The sequence below is a fragment of the Stutzerimonas stutzeri genome, from assembly GCF_024448895.1.
GTDB lineage: Bacteria > Pseudomonadota > Gammaproteobacteria > Pseudomonadales > Pseudomonadaceae > Stutzerimonas > Stutzerimonas stutzeri_Q.
Window position 1 is genome coordinate 129,856 of the sequence record NZ_JAMOIC010000006.1, and the last position, 18,733, is coordinate 148,588.

Annotated in this window: 17 protein-coding genes; 8 read left to right on the forward strand and 9 right to left on the reverse strand. The window is 59.5% G+C overall.

What is annotated here, in order from left to right; all coding sequences use genetic code 11:
- The first annotated feature begins 31 nt into the window (after window positions 1-31).
- Entirely contained in the window at window positions 32-1,147 is a 1,116-nt protein-coding gene (locus NA619_RS09425) for a DNA topoisomerase IB (protein WP_255961596.1), read from the forward strand.
- Here the strand turns inward: NA619_RS09425 and NA619_RS09430 are convergent.
- The 3 genes from NA619_RS09430 to nfuA all read right to left on the reverse strand — a co-directional run bounded on the left by NA619_RS09430 (window position 1,144) and on the right by nfuA (window position 3,807).
- Window positions 1,144-2,097, reverse strand: coding sequence for a sensor domain-containing diguanylate cyclase (locus tag NA619_RS09430; RefSeq protein WP_255961597.1), 954 nt, complete (start codon window positions 2,095-2,097; stop codon window positions 1,144-1,146). The two genes, NA619_RS09425 and NA619_RS09430, sit on opposite strands and share 4 nt — an antisense overlap.
- Before the next feature lie 2 nt (window positions 2,098-2,099).
- Window positions 2,100-3,083: a response regulator gene (locus NA619_RS09435; protein ID WP_255961598.1), complete on the reverse strand. Its 984-nt coding sequence runs from the start codon at window positions 3,081-3,083 to the stop codon at window positions 2,100-2,102.
- Between the two features lie 139 nt (window positions 3,084-3,222).
- Window positions 3,223-3,807, reverse strand: coding sequence for a Fe-S biogenesis protein NfuA (gene nfuA, locus NA619_RS09440; protein ID WP_122167472.1), 585 nt, complete (start codon window positions 3,805-3,807; stop codon window positions 3,223-3,225).
- Window positions 3,808-4,101: 294 nt separating this feature from the next.
- On the opposite strand from nfuA, the gene metH reads away from it, so the two are divergent.
- Window positions 4,102-7,794, forward strand: a complete 3,693-nt coding sequence (gene metH, locus NA619_RS09445) for a methionine synthase (protein ID WP_255961599.1) — start codon at window positions 4,102-4,104, stop codon at window positions 7,792-7,794.
- 132 nt (window positions 7,795-7,926) lie between these two features.
- Here the strand turns inward: metH and NA619_RS09450 are convergent, their stop codons facing one another.
- On the reverse strand, window positions 7,927-9,675 hold the full coding sequence (locus NA619_RS09450) for a sensor domain-containing phosphodiesterase (RefSeq protein WP_255961600.1): 1,749 nt from the start codon (window positions 9,673-9,675) through the stop codon (window positions 7,927-7,929).
- Window positions 9,676-10,007: 332 nt separating this feature from the next.
- On the opposite strand from NA619_RS09450, the gene NA619_RS09455 reads away from it, so the two are divergent.
- On the forward strand, window positions 10,008-10,334 hold the full coding sequence (locus tag NA619_RS09455) for a DUF5629 family protein (protein WP_255961601.1): 327 nt from the start codon (window positions 10,008-10,010) through the stop codon (window positions 10,332-10,334).
- A 40-nt stretch (window positions 10,335-10,374) separates the two neighbouring features.
- On the opposite strand, the gene NA619_RS09460 is transcribed toward NA619_RS09455, so the two are convergent.
- From NA619_RS09460 to NA619_RS09480, 5 genes are all read right to left on the reverse strand, one after another.
- A complete protein-coding gene (locus tag NA619_RS09460) occupies window positions 10,375-11,094 on the reverse strand; it encodes an acyltransferase family protein (RefSeq protein ID WP_336605454.1) in 720 nt (239 codons plus the stop codon).
- Between the two features lie 187 nt (window positions 11,095-11,281).
- On the reverse strand, window positions 11,282-11,539 hold the full coding sequence (locus NA619_RS09465) for a hypothetical protein (RefSeq protein ID WP_255961603.1): 258 nt from the start codon (window positions 11,537-11,539) through the stop codon (window positions 11,282-11,284).
- A 150-nt stretch (window positions 11,540-11,689) separates the two neighbouring features.
- Window positions 11,690-12,601 carry a DMT family transporter gene (locus NA619_RS09470; protein ID WP_255961604.1) on the reverse strand — a complete coding sequence of 304 codons (912 nt, stop codon included), beginning with the start codon at window positions 12,599-12,601 and terminating at the stop codon, window positions 11,690-11,692.
- A complete protein-coding gene (locus tag NA619_RS09475; RefSeq protein WP_255961605.1) occupies window positions 12,594-13,109 on the reverse strand; it encodes a MarR family winged helix-turn-helix transcriptional regulator in 516 nt (171 codons plus the stop codon). The genes NA619_RS09470 and NA619_RS09475 overlap by 8 nt, the downstream gene beginning before the upstream one ends.
- A gap of 112 nt (window positions 13,110-13,221) precedes the next feature.
- Window positions 13,222-13,524, reverse strand: a complete 303-nt coding sequence (locus NA619_RS09480; RefSeq protein WP_255961606.1) for a DUF1883 domain-containing protein — start codon at window positions 13,522-13,524, stop codon at window positions 13,222-13,224.
- Between the two features lie 186 nt (window positions 13,525-13,710).
- Between NA619_RS09480 and NA619_RS09485 the strand changes: the two genes are divergently transcribed.
- From NA619_RS09485 to NA619_RS09505, 5 genes are all read left to right on the forward strand, one after another.
- On the forward strand, window positions 13,711-14,859 hold the full coding sequence (locus tag NA619_RS09485) for an MFS transporter (RefSeq protein WP_255961607.1): 1,149 nt from the start codon (window positions 13,711-13,713) through the stop codon (window positions 14,857-14,859).
- 52 nt (window positions 14,860-14,911) lie between these two features.
- Window positions 14,912-15,970, forward strand: a complete 1,059-nt coding sequence (locus NA619_RS09490; protein WP_255961608.1) for an RNA methyltransferase — start codon at window positions 14,912-14,914, stop codon at window positions 15,968-15,970.
- Between the two features lie 118 nt (window positions 15,971-16,088).
- A complete protein-coding gene (locus NA619_RS09495; RefSeq protein ID WP_255961609.1) occupies window positions 16,089-17,414 on the forward strand; it encodes a leucine-rich repeat-containing protein kinase family protein in 1,326 nt (441 codons plus the stop codon).
- A 66-nt stretch (window positions 17,415-17,480) separates the two neighbouring features.
- A complete protein-coding gene (locus NA619_RS09500) occupies window positions 17,481-17,933 on the forward strand; it encodes a 3-phosphoshikimate 1-carboxyvinyltransferase (protein ID WP_423836817.1) in 453 nt (150 codons plus the stop codon).
- Between the two features lie 245 nt (window positions 17,934-18,178).
- Window positions 18,179-18,397, forward strand: coding sequence for a DUF2970 domain-containing protein (locus NA619_RS09505; RefSeq protein ID WP_255961610.1), 219 nt, complete (start codon window positions 18,179-18,181; stop codon window positions 18,395-18,397).
- The last annotated feature ends 336 nt before the right edge of the window (window positions 18,398-18,733 follow it).

An 18,733-nucleotide genomic window follows, 5' to 3' on the forward strand; every position in this document is an offset into this window, starting at 1 on the left:
CAGCGATATCGGGTAATAGATTGGGTTTCTTATGCTGACTGATCAGGGTACAGAGTCATCGCTGCTGCTGGCCGAAGGCATCCGCCCCGTGCCGGCGGATGAATATCCGGACACCGGGACGGCTTTGTGCCCAGATCTGCCCGAGGACCTTCATTACGTAGACGACAGCGGACCGGGCATCAGCCGCAGGAAGCTCCGCGGCAAGTTTGCCTACTTCCTTCCATCGGGCGAGCGGATCAAAGACCAGGCGGATATATCACGCATCAACAAGCTGGCCATTCCGCCCGCCTACTCTGATGTGTGGATTTGCCCCGATCCGCAGGGCCATATGCAGGCAACGGGGCGAGACGCACGCGGCCGCAAGCAATACCGGTATCACCCACGATGGCGAGAAATCCGCGACTGCAACAAATATGATCGGGTCATCGCATTCGGCGCTGCGCTGCCGAAAATGCGTGAGGGACTCGAACAGCATCTGGCGGTGCGAGGGATGCCGCGAGATAAGGTAATGGCTTTATTGGTCCAGTTGCTCGAATCGACGTTGATACGCGTCGGCAACTCGCGCTATGCGAAGCAGAACCGCTCTTACGGCCTGACCACCCTGCGCACGCGGCATGTCGATGTACGAGGCTCAGCAATCCGTTTCCATTTTCGTGGCAAAAGTGGCGTGGAGCATCGCGTGACGCTTAAGAACCAGCGCCTTGCCCGCATGGTGCGCCGCTGTATGGATATTCCCGGCCAGCACCTGTTCCAGTACCTCGACGAGGACGGCACGCGCCACCCGGTGAGCTCCAGTGACGTCAATCAGTTCATCCAGGAAACCACGGGCGGAGACTTCACTGCCAAGGACTATCGCACTTGGGCTGGCAGTGCATTGGCACTCGATTATCTGCGCAAGCGCGAATGGCAGCCGGAAAGCGTGGGCCGGCGCAATCTGGTCGAAACGGTGAAGGAAGTGTCCCAGCAACTGGGCAACACCCCGGCAGTCTGCCGTCAGTGCTATATCCACCCAGAGGTGCTCGAGGCCTTCGTCTCTGGCGACCTGGCGCGACTGCCAAAGGCACGTAAACGTAAATGGATGAGCAGCGAGGAAGTCACGTTGCTGAACTTCCTCAAGGCCCGGTGCACGACCAACAGCGATGGCTAGCCGTAGACGGTGAGGCGGTTGCGCCCTGCCGACTTCGATCCATACAAGGCATTGTCAGCGCGCTCGATCAGCTGCGCATAGCCACTGGTAGGCTGGCTTAGATCGGTGATCCCTAGGCTGACAGTGAATCGGATGCTATGGCCTTCGTAAACCACCTCATGCGCCTCTATCGACTGGCGAAGCCGCTCGGCAAAGGTTACTGCGCCCTCACAGTCAGTATCAGGCAACAGCACCACGAACTCTTCACCGCCATAGCGCCCGGAAATGTCGGCGTCCCGGGTGCACTGACGTATGAGCTCGGCTGTCTGCTGGATCACCGCGTCACCCGCCTGATGACCATAGGTATCGTTGATCTTTTTAAAATGATCGATATCGAACATCACTAATGCAGCGTTGCGCTCATAGCGGCAGTGCCGCGCGTAATCCTGCCGCAGCATCTCTTCCCAATGGCCCCGGTTGAACAAACCTGTCAGGCGATCCGTGCTGGACAGGCGTTGCAGCTCCTGGTTGGCTGCCTGCAGCTGACGACGGTTGGTCGCCACATCGGTCACATCGTAGATGATCAGACAGATCTGCTCGATTCGACCGCTAAGCCCCTTCAGCGGCATGAGAGTTGTGTTCTGATACATGAAATCTTCCAGCCCGGTGATCGGCTGGTAATTTTTGAATCGCAGCAGGTAGGGGCGCTGCTCCCAGATGGTGAACGATGGGGTACCGAGCGTAGCGACGTTCTCAACCTTGCGCCTAAACCACTGTTCATCAACCTCGGGAAACAACTCGAAGAACGACTTCTTCCGCGCCTCTTCGGGGAGTCTGCCGGAGCGGTTTTCCATGAAGGTGTTCCAGACATCTATACGGTACTCGCGGTCCAGCACCACAACGCCCACATCAATGCTCTGCACGATAGCCAGCAACCAGTGAAGCCCGCTCAGATCGTTGGAATTGGACATGGTTAATTCATCAGGTAGGCGAGTTTGCGGTTCAACAGCTCAACCGAATCTTCGGTGAACAGCAACAATAGATCGAAATGGATATCGTGGCCTTCCAGGCTATAGCTGATTTCTACCGCAAGCGTGTTTTTCCAGCGCTGGCGGTTGACCAGAATCAGCTCATCGATCGAAGCATGCTGCCCCAATACCTGGGGATGCCCCTGAGAGAACACCACATCGATCTGGTCAGCGATGCCGCTCAGGCAGGCGCTTATCAGCAAGCTCGAAAGATCGAGCAGCATTTCCAGCTCAAGGTATTCATCGGCCCGCATCAGGCGAGCCATGTCGGCGATTTCCGAGTCGTGGAAGATCAGCAACGCCTCGCCAGCGATGCCACCGCCGATATAGCCCTGGCACACGGCGGAAAGCTTGTCGCCCTGAGCCGCATCGGCAAGCGCCATGTGCAGCTCACCGACTTCAAGGATGTTCACATTGGGAATGGGAAGCTGGACGAAGACGCCAAGAACTTTCGCAAGCAGCGCCGCGGCGCGCCCCATTGCGACGTTTACCACTTCTCGAAAAGCGTCACGGAACGCGATGGGCCCGGTGCCCCGCTCGCCCAGCACCGGCACTTCGCCGCCCGCAATACCGAGTCCAGCGAGCGCCTGCTGCAGATATGCCGGATCGGCGGGTTTGCGAATGAAGGCCAAGGCGCCCAGCTCGAGAACGCGGCGTACCGCCTCGTCCTGCACGTCAGCCGATATCACGACAACCTGACAGCCAAGCTTCTCTGCACGAAGCGCAGCAAGCACCTCGTATCCATCCATATCCGGCATCGTAAGATCGAGCAGCAACACATCTATGTTGCCTTCGCGAATTTTCTCCAGCGCCTCGCGACCACTGGTCGCCTGGCTGATCTCCAGTGGCCACGCGGCCGGCAGCGCACGCAACAATTGCTTGCGCGCAAGGTTTGAATCATCACAGATCAACAGGGAAACGGCAGACATTCAGCGCTCGCTCAGGTAGCCAGGACTCTGGAACCGGGACAGCTTATCTCAGCAAACAAGCGCCGTGGAGGCGACGCTAACCAATAGTGGCATTTTGCCAAGAAGTGGCCGAATCAGCCACCGTTTGGGCTGTTACAGCTTAGTAGTACGCATTGTCCCGATTGGTATGGTCGGTCACATCGCGCACACCCTTAAGCTCAGGGATCCTTTCCAGCAGCGTTTTTTCGATGCCTTCCTTGAGGGTCACATCTGCCTGGCCGCAGCCTTGGCATCCGCCACCGAATTGCAGAACCGCAACGCCTTCGTCCACAACGTCGATCAAGGTGACCTGACCGCCATGGCTGGCAAGCCCCGGATTGATCTCGGTCTGCAGGTAATAGTTGATGCGTTCGTTCAGCGGGCTGTCCTCGTTGACCATCGGAACCTTGGCATTCGGCGCCTTGATAGTCAGCTGGCCGCCCATGCGGTCGGTGGCATAGTCAACCAGTGCATCTTCCAGAAATGGCTCGCTGACGCTGTCGATCCAGGCGGTAAAGCGTTGCAGGGCGATGGCCACGTCGTCTGGCTTTTCCTCACCCGGCTTGCAGTAAGCGATGCAGGTTTCAGCGTAGGGGGTTCCGGGCTGAGTGATGAAGACCCGGATACCGATTCCTGTCGTGTTCTGCTTCTCGAGCAGATCGGCCAGGTAGTCGTGTGCAGCTTCGGTGATGGTAATGGCGCTCATGGGAACTCCTCTCAGACATGCCCGGGAGTGTACGCCAACCGCTGCGGAGGATAAAGTCCTAGTGTTTTAGTAGGAGATATCCATTCACCCGTTTGGCTTGTCAATTGCAGCACCGTGAGCCTGCGGGTGCACTACATATCAATCAGTGTCATCTACGACTGGGCAAGGAAGCTGATCAGGCACTAAAAGCACTAGCCGGCAACATGAGCGACTTTCATGCAAAGTCTCAAGTGATCAAAAAGCGTGCAGCTTTGCTATTATGCGCGGCTCTTGCCACCGTTTCAGGTAGTCCCCATGCTCGACCGTAACGCCCGTCTCCAGGCACTCCAGCAGGCCCTCAAGGATCGCATCCTTATCCTCGACGGCGGCATGGGCACGATGATCCAGAGCTACAAGCTGGACGAGGCTGACTACCGTGGCGACCGATTCGCCGACTGGCCGCAGGATTTGAAAGGCAATAACGACTTGCTGATCCTCACTCGACCGGATGCCATCAGCGCCATCGAGAAAGCCTACTTCGACGCCGGCGCGGACATCGTTGAGACCAACACCTTCAACGCCACTCGTGTTTCTCAGGCCGACTACGGCATGGAAGAACTGGTGTACGAGCTCAACGTCGAAGGTGCCCGCCTCGCCCGTCAGGCGGCAGATGCCAAGACGGCCGAAACGCCGGACCGTCCGCGCTTCGTCGCTGGTGTACTCGGCCCGACCAGCCGTACCTGCTCGTTGTCACCGGACGTGAACAACCCTGGCTATCGCAATGTCACGTTCGATGAGCTGGTTGAAAACTACACCGAAGCGACTCGTGGCTTGATCGAAGGTGGCTCGGACCTGATTCTGATCGAGACTATCTTCGATACGCTCAATGCCAAGGCGGCGATCTTCGCCGTGCAGGAAGTATTCGAGGAGATCGGATTCGAGCTGCCGATCATGATCTCCGGCACCATTACCGACGCCTCCGGGCGAACCCTGTCCGGCCAGACGACCGAAGCTTTCTGGAACTCAGTGCGCCACGCCAATCCGATCTCGGTCGGGCTCAATTGCGCGCTGGGTGCCAAGGAACTGCGGCCGTACCTGGAAGAATTGTCGAACAAAGCCGAAACCCACGTCTCCGCTCACCCCAACGCTGGATTGCCGAATGCGTTCGGTGAGTACGATGAGAGCCCCGCGGAAATGGCGCGGGTGGTCGAGGAGTTCGCTTCCAGCGGCTTTCTCAACATTGTCGGAGGTTGCTGCGGCACGACACCGGCGCATATCGAGGCCATTGCCAACGCCGTTGCGAAGTACTCGCCGCGCGCCATTCCCGATATTCCGAAAGCCTGCCGCCTGTCAGGCCTGGAGCCTTTCACAATTGATCGCAGCTCGCTGTTCGTAAACGTCGGAGAGCGGACCAATATCACCGGTTCGGCCCGCTTTGCACGGCTGATTCGCGAAGACAACTACACCGAGGCCCTGGAAGTCGCCCTGCAGCAGGTAGAAGCCGGCGCGCAGGTGATCGACATCAACATGGACGAGGGCATGCTGGATTCAGAGAAGGCCATGGTGACCTTCCTCAATCTGATCGCTGGCGAGCCAGACATCTCCCGCGTCCCGATCATGATCGACTCCTCCAAGTGGGAAGTGATCGAGGCTGGCCTCAAGTGCATCCAGGGCAAGGGCATCGTCAACTCGATCTCCATGAAGGAAGGCGTCGACGCGTTCAAACACCATGCCCGCCTGTGCAAACGCTACGGTGCCGCCGTGGTAGTCATGGCGTTCGACGAAGCTGGTCAGGCGGACACGGCCGACCGCAAGCGCGAGATCTGCAAACGTTCATACGACATTCTTGTAAATGAAGTGGGCTTCCCGCCGGAAGACATCATCTTCGACCCAAATATCTTCGCGGTCGCCACCGGCATCGAAGAGCACAACAACTATGCTGTGGACTTCATCGAAGCCTGTGCCTACATCCGTGAAAACCTCCCCTATGCGCTAACCTCGGGCGGTGTGTCGAACGTGTCCTTCTCGTTCCGCGGCAACAACCCGGTGCGCGAGGCCATTCATTCGGTCTTCCTGTACTACGCCATCCAGAACGGCCTGACGATGGGCATCGTCAACGCTGGCCAGCTGGAAATCTACGACGAGATCCCCAAGAAGCTGCGTGACGCCGTCGAGGACGTGGTGCTCAACCGCACGCCCAACGGCACCGAAGCGCTGCTTGCCATCGCCGACGAGTTCAAAGGCGACGGCAGCGTCAAGGAGGCGGAAACCGAAGAGTGGCGCGGCTACACCGTTCAGAAGCGGCTGGAGCATGCGCTGGTCAAGGGCATCACGACCCACATCGTTCAGGACACCGAGGAGTTCCGCCAGCAGTGCGCGCGCCCGATTGAGGTCATTGAAGGCCCGCTGATGTCCGGCATGAACGTGGTGGGCGACCTGTTCGGCTCGGGCAAGATGTTCCTGCCGCAGGTGGTCAAGTCGGCGCGGGTGATGAAGCAGGCGGTGGCACACCTGATCCCCTTCATCGAAGCCGAGAAAGGCGATAAGCCCGAAGCCAAGGGCAAGATTCTGATGGCGACGGTCAAGGGCGACGTGCATGACATCGGCAAGAACATCGTCGGCGTGGTGCTCGGCTGCAACGGTTACGACGTGGTGGACATGGGTGTCATGGTCCCTGCCGAGAAGATCCTGCAAACCGCGATTGCCGAGAAGTGCGACATCATCGGCTTGTCCGGCCTGATCACCCCGTCGCTGGACGAAATGGTCCACGTGGCCCGTGAGATGCAGCGACAGGACTTCCACTTGCCGTTGATGATTGGCGGGGCCACCACTTCCAAGGCCCACACCGCGGTGAAGATCGATCCGCATTACAAGAACGATGCGGTGGTCTACGTGACCGACGCCTCACGCGCGGTCGGCGTGGCAACTACATTGCTGTCGAAAGAGCTCAAGCCGGTGTTTGTGCAGAAGACCCGTGAAGAGTACGCGATGATCCGAGAGCGCACAGCCAACCGCAGCGCTCGCACCGAACGACTGAGCTACGCCGAAGCCATTGCCGTCAAACCGAAATTCGACTGGACTGAGTATTCGCCCGTACAGCCGACCTTCACCGGTCGCAAGGTGCTGGAAGACATCGACCTACGCACCCTGGTCGATTACATCGACTGGACGCCTTTCTTCATCTCCTGGGACTTGGCAGGCAAGTACCCGCGCATTCTCGAAGACGAGATCGTCGGCGAAGCAGCTACCTCGCTGTTCAACGACGCGCAGGCAATGCTTAACAAGCTGGTCGACGAGAAGTTGATAAAAGCCCGCGCCGTCTTTGGCTTCTGGCCCGCCAATCAGGTCGACGAAGACGACATTCAGGTATACGGCGACAACGGCGAATCATTGGCCACCCTGCATCATCTGCGTCAGCAGACGATCAAGACCGATGGCAAGCCGAACTTCTCGCTCGCCGACTTCGTCGCACCGAAGGCCAGCGGCGTGACTGACTACGTGGGCGGCTTCATCACCACCGCCGGAATCGGCGCCGAGGAAGTGGCCAAGGCCTATCAGGACGCCGGGGACGACTACAACTCGATCATGGTCAAAGCGCTCGCCGACCGCCTGGCTGAAGCCTGCGCTGAATGGTTGCACCAGCAGGTTCGGAAGAACTGGTGGGGTTACGAGCCGGAGGAGCAGTTGAGCAATGACGAGCTGATCAAGGAGCAGTACAAGGGCATCCGCCCTGCCCCGGGCTACCCTGCCTGCCCTGATCACACCGAGAAAGCCACGCTGTTCCAGCTTCTCGATGCCGACGGGATCAGCCAGGTAACCCTTACCGAACACTTCGCCATGTACCCGACAGCTGCAGTCAGCGGCTGGTATTTCGCCCATCCCCAAGCTCAGTACTTTGCCGTTGGCAAGATCGACAAGGACCAGGCCGAGCGCTACAGCACACGCAAAGGCCAGGGCATGGCAGTCACCGAGCGCTGGTTGATGCCGAACCTTGGCTACGACGCCTGATGTCGGGCACAGCGCCGCCCCGGCTGGCGCACGGCCATAACGGTAACGGCCTGAGGTTTCATCGGCCCGTCAGATCGGTCACACTTGCCGTTGGAGCGACTGAGTCTTCAGCCGAAGCCGCGGGCTAGGCGTCTAGCGATCAGCGAGCCAATGCTCGAAAGCTTCGACGCGCAGGGGTTTCGAGAGCAGATATCCCTGAGCCTCATCACAGCCGAGAGCCTTCAGCAATTCATAGACTTCAGGCTCCTCGATACCCTCGGCCACCACGCTGTAACCGAGATCATGCGCCATATTCACCATTGATTTGACCAGCGTCTGACTGCGCACGCGATGGTCGAGCGCTGTGATGAAAGAGCGGTCGATCTTCACCACCTGGGCCGAAATCTTCTGCAGATAGGACAGGCTGCTGTAACCGGTTCCGAAGTCATCGATGGCGATACTGATGCCCGCCTGCTGCAATGCCGACAACTGGCTGGACGCCGCTGGACTGTTGCTGATCAGGGCGCTTTCCGTCAGTTCCAGCTCGATAGCTGACGGGGCCAGGTCATGTTCGAGCAGCGCAGCAATCAACGTGTCTGCGAAATCCGTTTCCTCAAGGTTCAAAGCGGTGACGTTAATCGAGATGCAGAGTTGCAAGCCCATGCGCTGCCATTGCGCAGCTTGATCGACTGCGGTGGCGACCACCCATGCCGTCAGCGGACGCGCCAGACGCGTCTGCTCGACCAGCGGGATGAATTCCACAGGTGAGATGTTGCCCAGCAACGGATGCTCCCACCGAATCAGTGCTTCGGCGCCTACACATGCGCCGGTCTTCATATCGACACGCGGCTGATAGTCGAGCCGCAGCTGGCCAGCGTGGGTCAATGCGGTACGGAAATCTGCAAGCAGCAGGAAGCGACGCTGATGACGCGCATCGATTTCGCTGGAGTAGAGCCCGACGCCCATCTCCTCCTGCCGGGCATCCTGACAGGCGCAGTGAGCGATGCGCAGCGCATCCTCGGCAAGGCGCTCACCCAACCGGAACGGTGCAACACCTATGGCAGGACGCATCATCATTGAAGCGGAATCATCCGGCGCCAGGGCCGCGAGTTCAGCGTGCAAGGCGGCTGCCAAGCGAACCGCTTCCCCATCGCCACTGGCCTCGACCACATGCACGAATTGGCAAGGGCTCACGCTGTAAAGACGGACGCCTTCGGGCAATAAGCGCTGTAAATGCGACGCGGCAGACCTGACGAGCTTGTCAAGGAACGCAGGGCCCATGACTCGCTGGATGGATATCATCTGCGACATGTCCACCAGGTCAGTGAAGAATGCATAAAGCGTCTTGCCCGGCTGGTCGCGACCAAGATCATCGAGGTCCTCGAGAAACTGGCTGCGGTTGGCCAGGCCGGTCAGCGGATCAACGCGGCCATAGGCATGCTGCATCTCGATCTGGCCCATGACCATGGAGGCCAGGTCACGCAGGACCGCTTGCTCCTGCTCGGAGATGCAGCGAGGCTCAGTCCCCAGCACGCACATGGCGCCCAGGGTGTAGCCGTCGCGCGTCACCAGTGGAGCACCTCCGTAGAAGCGAATCCCTGAATGCGCGAGCGTGCTGTCGCTGTAATACGGCGACGCGAGCAGATCATTGATCACGAGCATCCCGGACGTATCAGCGACTTCGCCGCAGCACGCCTTGAATCGGGGGATTTCGCTATGCTCCACCCCGACGCGTGACTTGAACCATTGACGGTCGCTGTCGGTGAGGGAGACCGCTGCAATCGGCAAGTCAAATAGCTGGCTAGCCATTCGCGTGATTCGGTCGAAGCTCTCGCTGGGCGGGGTATCCAAGAGATTCAACTGCCTTAGGGCGAACAGCCGCTCTTGCTCGTACGATGTCATGGACAGCATCAACTCCGAACTACATTTTTCTGGAAAGCGCAGCAGCAAGGTCACGGCAGATCACCTTTAGTAGTGCAGCAACCATGGCCAGGGCCTGTGTCTCAGCCGAAGCGACTCTGTTGCGATTGGCTGGGATTGCGATGCGTTTTCGGTATGCGATCTGTATAACGGCCGCTGCCCGCTTCTCCTTTACGACCACTGGTCGACGCCCGCCCGTGGCCGAGGCACGTCACGGCGCAGCGATACTGGCTCGTGTCACTGGCACAGGGTTAAATAGCGACTCAGCCAATCGATCGGGTAAGCCGGTCGCATTTCCAAATGGACGAAAATCAATGCACACCGAGACGCCGTATCTGCTGGATCAACTGGAAGCCGCCGACATGCTGGAGATCGACGCCCTCCACGCCTGGCAGTTCGAACTCGATGAGGCCCTGCTCGACGAAGCCGACGCAGCGGCCGAGGCGGAACTGCCATTCGCCAGCGAGCAAATCGTGTTGACCATCGAGGGCGTTGACGGGCGCGAGCGACGCGTCTGGCGTTTCAGCTATAACCAGGTGATGGAGGCCGAGCACCTGGTTGATGATGACGTCTGGTTACTCGACGGCGGCAAGCATCGCCTGCGCTGTCTGGGTGCAATCTCGGTCGATGACGAGGCCTGACGCCCGGCAACTGGTAATTGAAAGCTGCGGACCGGCCATATCAGCGCTGGTAAGCCATCTCAGATTGCGGCTGTTCAGCTTCCGGCTTGGCTGCGTTCGTCATCAGCGGTTTCTCGATATGCCTGAAGCTGAGAAACGCCGCGATCAGGGACAGCGTCACACACGTCGTCAATCGCGGCAGGATGGGGATACCCGCGAGCCAGTGCATGGTAAACAGCCAGACCGGGATGTGGCACAGATATAAAGAGAACGACAGGCTGCCGATTGCTTCGATAGGCCGCGAGAGCACACCAAATACGACGTCGCTGGAAAAGGCGTTGAGCACGAAGCAAACGCCAAGCACCAGGGTTGCGGCAGTCCAGCGAAATGAGGCCAGATCTGCCAGCGCACCGGCGATCAGCGCCGCGCACACCACGGCACCGATTGAAACCGCGGCCTTGATGCCAGACCTCAGCTGGTTGATTTCATGCTCTACCAGCTTGAATGGTTCAAGCGTGGAAAGCTTCCAGACCAGCAGCCCGGCGAACAGCGCATTGGCGCGGTACAACCATTCGGGGCTGAATGGGCTGGCGAAGCTCAACCAGAGCAGAATGCCTATCACCGCCCACCAGAAGTACTGACGAAGCAGCAAGAGCAGCGGAAAGAACAGGTAAAACTGAACTTCGAGAGCGATCGACCAGAAATAGCCGAAGTCGGTTTCGTGAATAGAGTTGTAGACATTGGCCAGAAAGAATGCCGCGCTGCTCGTAATGCCAAGAATCGGCTACAGCTCGTAAACAGGCTGATCGCGTTGCATGTCCAGCAAACCAGCACAACGACCACCGATGCCCAGAACCAGGTCGGTATGAGTACCCGCTTGATCCGCTTTTTATAGAAGGAATAAACAGCAGCAAGCTCGAAAGTCCGTTGCTTGCGCAGAAAGGTTGCGCCCATCAGTTAGCCGGAAATCAGGAAAACAAATCGACGCCCGCGCCTGGGAGAATCTTCAGCAGCACACCATCCCAGTAGGCCGCCTCCTCCCCGACCAACATCACCGATGCGTGCGCAAATAGCACCATTGTGACCGCAAGCCCCCGTAAAAACTGAATGTTGCGATTATTGCCCTGCTGACTGCCTACCTCACCCATAAAACAACCAAATCCTTCTTTTGCCCGCCTGCCGCCCGTGCTGCTACCGAAATCAATCCTTGAGGGTGGTCGGCTCATCGATTCCGTCCGGCCGCCTCGTTCGCGCCGCACGGTGCAGACTCACCCTCACTATCCTGAGACTGCTGACAGACCGCAGTCGCGGTCGCGGTCGTTCGGTCAGGTGTCATGGACCAAGATGCGAATCGGCGCTCCGACGCTGCTCGGCATTCAGCGTTCCGCGCTGCTGCGGCGCAATAGCAAGCCGATCGCCAACAGCACCAGCACGCTGCCTGGCAGCCAGTGCCAGCCCATCCGCTGCGGCTGGTAAGCGAGCAACAGCAGCATCGATACGAACGGCACCAGATAGCTGTAAGCCGTGACGGCACCAGGCGTGAGCACCGAGGTGGCTCGCTGCTGCAGGAAAAAGGTCATGCCACTGGAAAACACGCCGAGATAGGCCACCAGCGCCACATCCGAAAGCGTCATTCCCAGCAGGGCTCCTGCATCCTCGCTGAACAGGCCAAGGGTGCCGATCAGTAAGGCGCCGACCAGCAGGCTCCAGAACGTGCGTAATCCCGCCTGAGGCGCTAGCCAGCCGCGCTGCAAACCCCACTTGCTCAAGACCGGATACAGAGCAGATGCCACACAACCGAAAAAGAATCCCAGCTCGCCGAACCCCAGTTGTAGACCGTTGAAATCGCCACCGTTCTCCGCCCATGCCAGCCCCAAGGCGCCAATCGCGCCCAATGCGAGGATCGCCAGGAGCCGCCCGGCGGGCTGCTCCACCCCCAGCCCCCGCCCGATGCAGTAGGCCAGCAGCGGCACACTGACGAACAAGGTCGCCATCGATAATGCACTCACGCGATGGGCCGCCCAGAACATGGTGCCGAAGAACCCGGCCAGGCTCAGGCCCATCAGCGCATAAAGCACCAGCCCCAGACGGCTCGGCCAGCGTTCAGCATGCCGAAACAGCAACGGCGATAGCGCCAGCGCGGCGATGCTGAACCGCATCGCGGTTAATAAAAGCGGCGGCAGTCCTTCACTCATCAAACCCACGGCGGGAAATGAGAGCCCGACGAACAGCGCCCAGAGCAACATGCCAAGGTGCGCGCGGCTGGTACGGCGTTTCGAATCAGACATCGTCGTGCTCCTCCAGCGGCGCCAACAAGGTCCGCAATGCCTGGGCCAGCTGCAGGCGCTGATCCTCATCCAGAGGCGCCTGTAGCTGGTGCAGCGCCGCCAGATATTCGTCCAGGCAGCCAAGCAGCAAGGTCTGCCCTTTATCGCTAAGACGGATAAGTAGGCTGCGTCGGTCGTGCGGGTTGGCCACGCGCTGGATCAGCCCGGCAGACTCCAGACGATCCAACCGATTGGTCATGGCGCCTGAGCTGAGAACCGCAGCCCGACGGAGGGCATTGGGTGTCAGCCCCTCGGCTTGGCCGCTGCGATAGAGGGTGGCGAGTAGATCGAATTCACCGTCATGCAATCCATGCCGACGAAACACGGCAGCGACCCGACGATTCAAGTATTTGGACAGCCGATAGAGACGGGTGAACACCGCCATCGGAGACACGTCTCGATTCGGCGTAACGCTGTGCCATTGTTCGAGAACCAAGTCGACATGATCTGGGTGGCTGGGCGTGCCCATATTTAGCTCCAGCAAAAGAATCTTTACGTGAAGCTAAATGTCGGAGATCAATCTAGCAAGGCTGGACGATGAGAATGCCGGGCAGTCTGACGGATGGCAGCTGCTGGATGACTTACTTCAGCTCGGAAGGAGAATTGCGAACGATCTTGATCTTGTGAGTCAGCGTCGGCTTGCGCGTGACGCTGATGGCTTTACGGGTGATGGTATCGATAGTGATGTTCCAGAAGCCGGTGCCGGGCACCTTGATCTTCGCCGGAAACTCATCGAATGCGCCGCCGTGATAGGCGTGTCGGCCACCATTACGGAAGCTGCGAAAATTCTTGTCGTTCATCAATCGGATGTTGCAGGGTTGCGAGCACTCGATGATCACGAAGTCGTCTTCGTTGAGGTGTTCGCGCTGGTGAATGAACTTCATGTACCGCTCCGGGCCGCAGTGTCTGTCAAGGCGCGCAGATTAACATGGCCGGCCCGGACGGCGTTCGCTGCGCGTCAATCAGCCATCCAGTGCGGGCTGATCAGCGTCCGGCCTGATTGTTTGCGACAATGCACAGCGACGCCGGCGCACCGGCGTCTCCTTTCATTCCTGCTCCGGAAACCGCTCATGTTCGCGGCGAATCACCCTGTCGATGCTGCATCCCCCATCGCCATACGCGCCACCCGGGTAGGGTTCTTCATGGCCGGCTTCGGCCTCTCCATCTGGGCGCCACTGGTACCCTACGTTCGAGCCCGCATCGAGATGAGTGATGCCCTGTTCGGCACCCTATTGCTGTGCATCGGTATTGGTTCGCTGACCTGGATGCCACTGTCCGGCTTGCTCGTGGCCCGTCGCGGTATCCGCCCCGTCATCCTGTTCAGCATAGCCTTGCTCGCCTTGGCGTTGGCCGGTATGGCGCTGACGGAATCGCTGTGGCTTCTCGCACTTGCCCTCTTCTGTTTTGGCGGCAGCCTCGGCGTGATCGATGTGGTCTTCAATATCCAGGGTGTGATGATTGAGCGCGATACCGGCAAGCGTCATATGTCCAACTTCCACGGCATGTTCAGCCTCGGATCGATATGCGGAGCGCTGGCTTTGACCGCCGCGCTCACGCTGGGCCTGCCCCCGGCAATCGGCACCCTGCTAATGATCGGGCTGATCGTGCTCGCCAATTTGGCAGTTTCGTCTGGATTTCTACGCGAGCGAGCGCCGACCGGCGGGGTCGCGTTCGTCCGTCCGAGCGCAGCGGTCATGCTGGTCGGCGGGCTGTGTTTCGTCGTCTATCTGGCCGAAGGCGCGGTGCTGGACTGGAGTGCGCTCTATCTCACCGAAAAAAAGGCACTGGAAACCGCCAAAGGCGGCCTCGGCTACGCGAGCTTTGCGCTGATGGTGACGGTGGGACGTTTCGCCGGCGCACCGGTGGTCAACGCACTCGGTACCGCACGGACGATCGCGTGCGGAGGGATGCTTGCGGCCGTCGGGATTGCACTGACCCTGATCACAAACCACTGGGGATTGGCATTACTGGGTTACGGGTTGTGCGGCCTGGGTTGCGCCAATGTCTCCCCCGTACTGATTTCTTCGCTCAGCAGACAGCAGGACATGCCGGTGAATCAGGCAATCACCGCGGCTACGACCATCGGGTTTGCGGGCGTACTGGCCGGCCCGGCGCTGATCGGTGTGATCGCTCACTACGCATCGCTAACCCTGGCGTTCGCCCTGCTGGCGTTGCTCCTTCTAGGGTTGGTACTGGGCAGCCGCCGTTTCAGCGAATGACCGCCATGCTGCTACAGACCGCAACCTGGCGTTTGGCTAGAATGCGCGCCCTATGCGTATCCATGACATCCATCAACAGCTCACCGAACTCGGTGCCAAGCCTGTCCATATCGGGCGGGTGACCCGTGCCTGGCTGCAAGGCAAGCCGCTGGACGCAGGCACTCGCCATCAACCCACCGAGGATTTCCTGCCGCTATCGGTACGCAACGGCCTGTCGCGCGTCAGCGACACGATTGCCGGCCTGGTGCGCTTGCGTTCCGAGCACCCGGGTACGGATGGCTCGGCGAGGCTGCTCGTCGAGCTTGGCGATGGGCAGATGGTCGAGAGCGTGTTGTTGCCACGCGATGGTCTATGCGTGTCGAGCCAGGTGGGCTGCGCGGTGGGCTGCGTATTCTGCATGACGGGGAAGAGTGGCCTGCTACGCCAGCTCGGAAGTGCCGAGATCGTTGCGCAGGTTGCCCTGGCGCGACGCTTCCGGCCGGTGAGGAAGGTTGTCTTCATGGGCATGGGCGAGCCTGCGCACAATCTGGACAACGTGCTGGAGGCCATTGACCTGTTGGGAACCGACGGCGGTATCGGCCACAAGAATCTAGTGTTCTCCACTGTAGGAGATCCGCGAGTATTCGAGCGGCTGCCGCATCAAGCCGTGAAGCCCGCCCTGGCACTCTCGCTTCACACCACCGACGCAGAGCTGCGCAGGGTCCTGTTGCCACGAGCGCCCGCCTTTGATCCCGCCGAACTGGTGGAGTTGGGCGAGCGTTACGCGCGGCTGGTGGGTTATCCGATCCAGTACCAATGGACATTATTGAAGGGCATCAACGACAGCCAAGATGAGATGGACGGCATCATCCGGCTGCTGCGTGGCAAGTTCGCGATCATGAATGTGATCCCCTATAACAGCCTCGACGACGATGAATTCCAGCGCCCTGATGCCGAGCGTATTCACCAGATCATGCGCTACCTCCACGATAACGGCGTTCTGACCAAGGTGCGCAACTCAGCAGGTCAGGACATCGACGGCGGCTGTGGTCAGCTACGTGCCCGTGCCGAGCGGGTGGTTCGTGAACGACGGCAGCCTGCTCCAGACGCCGTGATAGCGCCGTTGCGCTGAACAAGCGCTGCCCTCCACTGTCCTAGCGCACGCATCCAATCCGAACACCGTCGAGCGTAGCCGTCTTCATCAGAGGGCGGATGACGCGAACACAGCGACCCGGCCAGACGAGAACAGCATGCACACACTGGAACAACTCAAAAGCGGCGAACTGGCCGGCGCAACGCGCCTTGATCTGTCCGAGAATCTGCAGCACTTTCCCCGCGAGATCTTCGATCTGGCCGACTCCCTTGAAGTGCTTAACCTCTCCGGTAATCAGCTCTCCAGCTTGCCGGACGACCTGCCGCGCCTGCATCGGCTGCGCATACTGTTCTGCTCGGACAATGCGTTCACTGAGGTACCGGCCGTGGTTGGCCGATGTGACAGCTTGGAGATGGTCGGCTTCAAGGCCAATCGCATCCGCACGGTAGCGGCCGAAGCGCTGCCGCCCCTGCTGCGATGGCTGATCCTCACCGACAACCAGCTCGAAAAGCTGCCAGCCGAAATCGGGCAATGCACGCGCCTGCAGAAGCTGATGCTCGCCGGTAACAAGCTGCAGGCTCTGCCGGAGACGCTAGCCAACTGCCGTCGTCTCGAATTGCTGCGAATCGCCGCAAATCAGCTGCCCGCCCTGCCCGCCTGGCTGCTCGATATGCCACGGTTGAGCTGGCTGGCTTTTGCCGGCAATCCGTTCAGCGATGCAATGGAGGCCGAGATACTGGCGCAGCATCCCTTGCCGCCGGTGGATCGCGCTCAGATCGCCTTGGGCGAGGTGCTGGGCCAAGGCGCATCCGGCGTCATCCATCGTGCTGAGTGGAATCAGCCGGGCCAATCTGCCAAGCCCATGGCGGCCAAACTGTTCAAAGGCAGCCTGACCAGTGACGGGCTGCCCCATAGCGAGATGGCCGCCTGTATTGCGGCCGGTGCTCACGCCAACCTTATCCCGGTCACCGGTCCCCTGGCTGAATGCGCCGATACCCTGCCTGGCCTGCTCATGGCGCTGATCGATCCGTCCTACCAGACCCTCGCGGGCCCACCGTCGCTCGCCAGCTGCACGCGCGACTGTTACACGGAGGAACGCCGCTTCAGCGCTGATGAGGCGCTGCGCATAGCAAGCAATGTGGCGTCCGTAACGGCCCACCTCCATGAGCGCGGGATTCTGCACGGCGATCTTTACGCCCATAACCTGCTGGTGAATCCGCAAGGCCATGCGCTGCTTAGCGATTTTGGTGCCGCTTCGTTCTTCGACTCGACTACCGATCAGGGCAGGGCCCTCCAGCGCATCGAGGCCCGCGCGTTTGGTTGTTTGCTCGAAGAGGTGCTGCAGCGTAGCGATCACAGGGACACCAATCCTCGCCTTTTGAACATGGCGGAGCTGATGCGGCAATGCATGGATGAAAACACGCAGGCGCGTCCGGACTTTGTTGCACTGGCCCAGCGATTCGAACAAATAACGGTCAGCTGAGCTGATCCGGCGAGCTAGTTGCATACAGGAGTCGTCTTCCACCAGTTCTGACGGCTTCCTGACACCATGGCTCTTTCCGAAACAAGCGATACCGTCCCCTCCGCGCCCTATCCAGCTGCCGGCGACATGGCATTGGATCGCGACCCTTTCATCATCGGACTGAAGCAGCGGCTTCCTGAGGATCTTCGCGAAAGCTTTACCGATCAACAGCTGGAAGGCTTGCGTAGCGCTTTTGCAACGCGCTCATGGGGTCGGCATCAGGTTGACTGGCGCGGCACCTTCAGCCTATGGAGCAATCAGTACTATTTCGTGCTTGTAGGGGGGCGCAACAAACGCAACCTGTCGCGGGCCCAGCGCAACCTCTCGCTTGCGGCAAAGGCAGGAGCCATCACCCTGTTCCTGTTCTTCTCCGTTCTGGTCGGTCTCGTGGCGCTTTATCTGCTCAAGTCGGCCCTCGGCATCAACCTATTCCCTAATTTTTCGCTGGGCCTTTGGGACTGGTTCAAAGGCGGGCGCTAAGCCCTGGATTGCGGATCGCCCCGTATTGATTGCCAGCTCCGCGCAGGGTGATCAACACGGCCCCGCACTTGCAGGCGTTTGGCTCGCGGCGGCCCAGCAGATCGGAAAAAATAGCGACGGTCGCCGGTCAGAGGCTACCGACTGCCGTCATGGCTATAGTGGTGGTCGTGGCCGCCGACCACCAACACCAGCTCCATCTCGATTGCCGTCTAGACTTCACCACAATCGAACTCGTGGAGACAGGCATGGATGACGATCAACAACCCAAGTCACTTACGTTCCGGCAGATGCTGCAGAGCGTTCTCGCCGGTGCCTTAGGCGTTCAGAGCGGGAAGAATAGAGAGCGGGACTTCAGTCATGGCAAACCCAGCCACTTCATCTTCTTAGGGGTTGGGTTTACCGTGATCTTCGTATTGGTGATTCTGGGCGTGGTGAAGCTGGTGCTCTACCTTGTCGGGCTTTGACCTAATCAGGCGAGTCTTTATTGATGGCTGACCCAGAATACAGCGGTCGCTACCACCAGCATGATGATCAGAAAGATTGCGGTGGCGTCTGCGCGACTATCGCTTCCACGAGGGTTCGAATGTTCGGACATTGGCTGTCTCCTTGTTATTAACGGGATTACAGGCCCGGTTGTTAGGCAGTTAAGACCACAGCGGCATTCGCCTCAAGGTGCGCTCGGTAAATGCCCAAAATCGGCAGTTTCGTTCTAAACATATTCCCAAACATCACTTTTACGCATAACTGCTAGCTGGTATCTTGCCCGCCTCCCTGAACGGGTGCGCGGCCGTGCGCGCAAA

Bases quoted from the DNA above. Each gene is read 5' to 3' on its own strand.
- NA619_RS09425 (WP_255961596.1), top strand. From the start codon at position 32: ATGCTGACTGATCAGGGTACAGAGTCATCGCTGCTGCTGGCCGAAGGC.
- NA619_RS09430 (WP_255961597.1), bottom strand. From the start codon at position 2,097: ATGTCCAATTCCAACGATCTGAGCGGGCTTCACTGGTTGCTGGCTATC.
- NA619_RS09435 (WP_255961598.1), bottom strand. From the start codon at position 3,083: ATGTCTGCCGTTTCCCTGTTGATCTGTGATGATTCAAACCTTGCGCGC.
- nfuA (WP_122167472.1), bottom strand. From the start codon at position 3,807: ATGAGCGCCATTACCATCACCGAAGCTGCACACGACTACCTGGCCGAT.
- metH (WP_255961599.1), top strand. From the start codon at position 4,102: ATGCTCGACCGTAACGCCCGTCTCCAGGCACTCCAGCAGGCCCTCAAG.
- NA619_RS09450 (WP_255961600.1), bottom strand. From the start codon at position 9,675: ATGACATCGTACGAGCAAGAGCGGCTGTTCGCCCTAAGGCAGTTGAAT.
- NA619_RS09455 (WP_255961601.1), top strand. From the start codon at position 10,008: ATGCACACCGAGACGCCGTATCTGCTGGATCAACTGGAAGCCGCCGAC.
- NA619_RS09465 (WP_255961603.1), bottom strand. From the start codon at position 11,539: ATGAGCCGACCACCCTCAAGGATTGATTTCGGTAGCAGCACGGGCGGC.
- NA619_RS09470 (WP_255961604.1), bottom strand. From the start codon at position 12,601: ATGTCTGATTCGAAACGCCGTACCAGCCGCGCGCACCTTGGCATGTTG.
- NA619_RS09475 (WP_255961605.1), bottom strand. From the start codon at position 13,109: ATGGGCACGCCCAGCCACCCAGATCATGTCGACTTGGTTCTCGAACAA.
- NA619_RS09480 (WP_255961606.1), bottom strand. From the start codon at position 13,524: ATGAAGTTCATTCACCAGCGCGAACACCTCAACGAAGACGACTTCGTG.
- NA619_RS09485 (WP_255961607.1), top strand. From the start codon at position 13,711: ATGTTCGCGGCGAATCACCCTGTCGATGCTGCATCCCCCATCGCCATA.
- NA619_RS09490 (WP_255961608.1), top strand. From the start codon at position 14,912: ATGCGTATCCATGACATCCATCAACAGCTCACCGAACTCGGTGCCAAG.
- NA619_RS09495 (WP_255961609.1), top strand. From the start codon at position 16,089: ATGCACACACTGGAACAACTCAAAAGCGGCGAACTGGCCGGCGCAACG.
- NA619_RS09500 (WP_423836817.1), top strand. From the start codon at position 17,481: ATGGCTCTTTCCGAAACAAGCGATACCGTCCCCTCCGCGCCCTATCCA.
- NA619_RS09505 (WP_255961610.1), top strand. From the start codon at position 18,179: ATGGATGACGATCAACAACCCAAGTCACTTACGTTCCGGCAGATGCTG.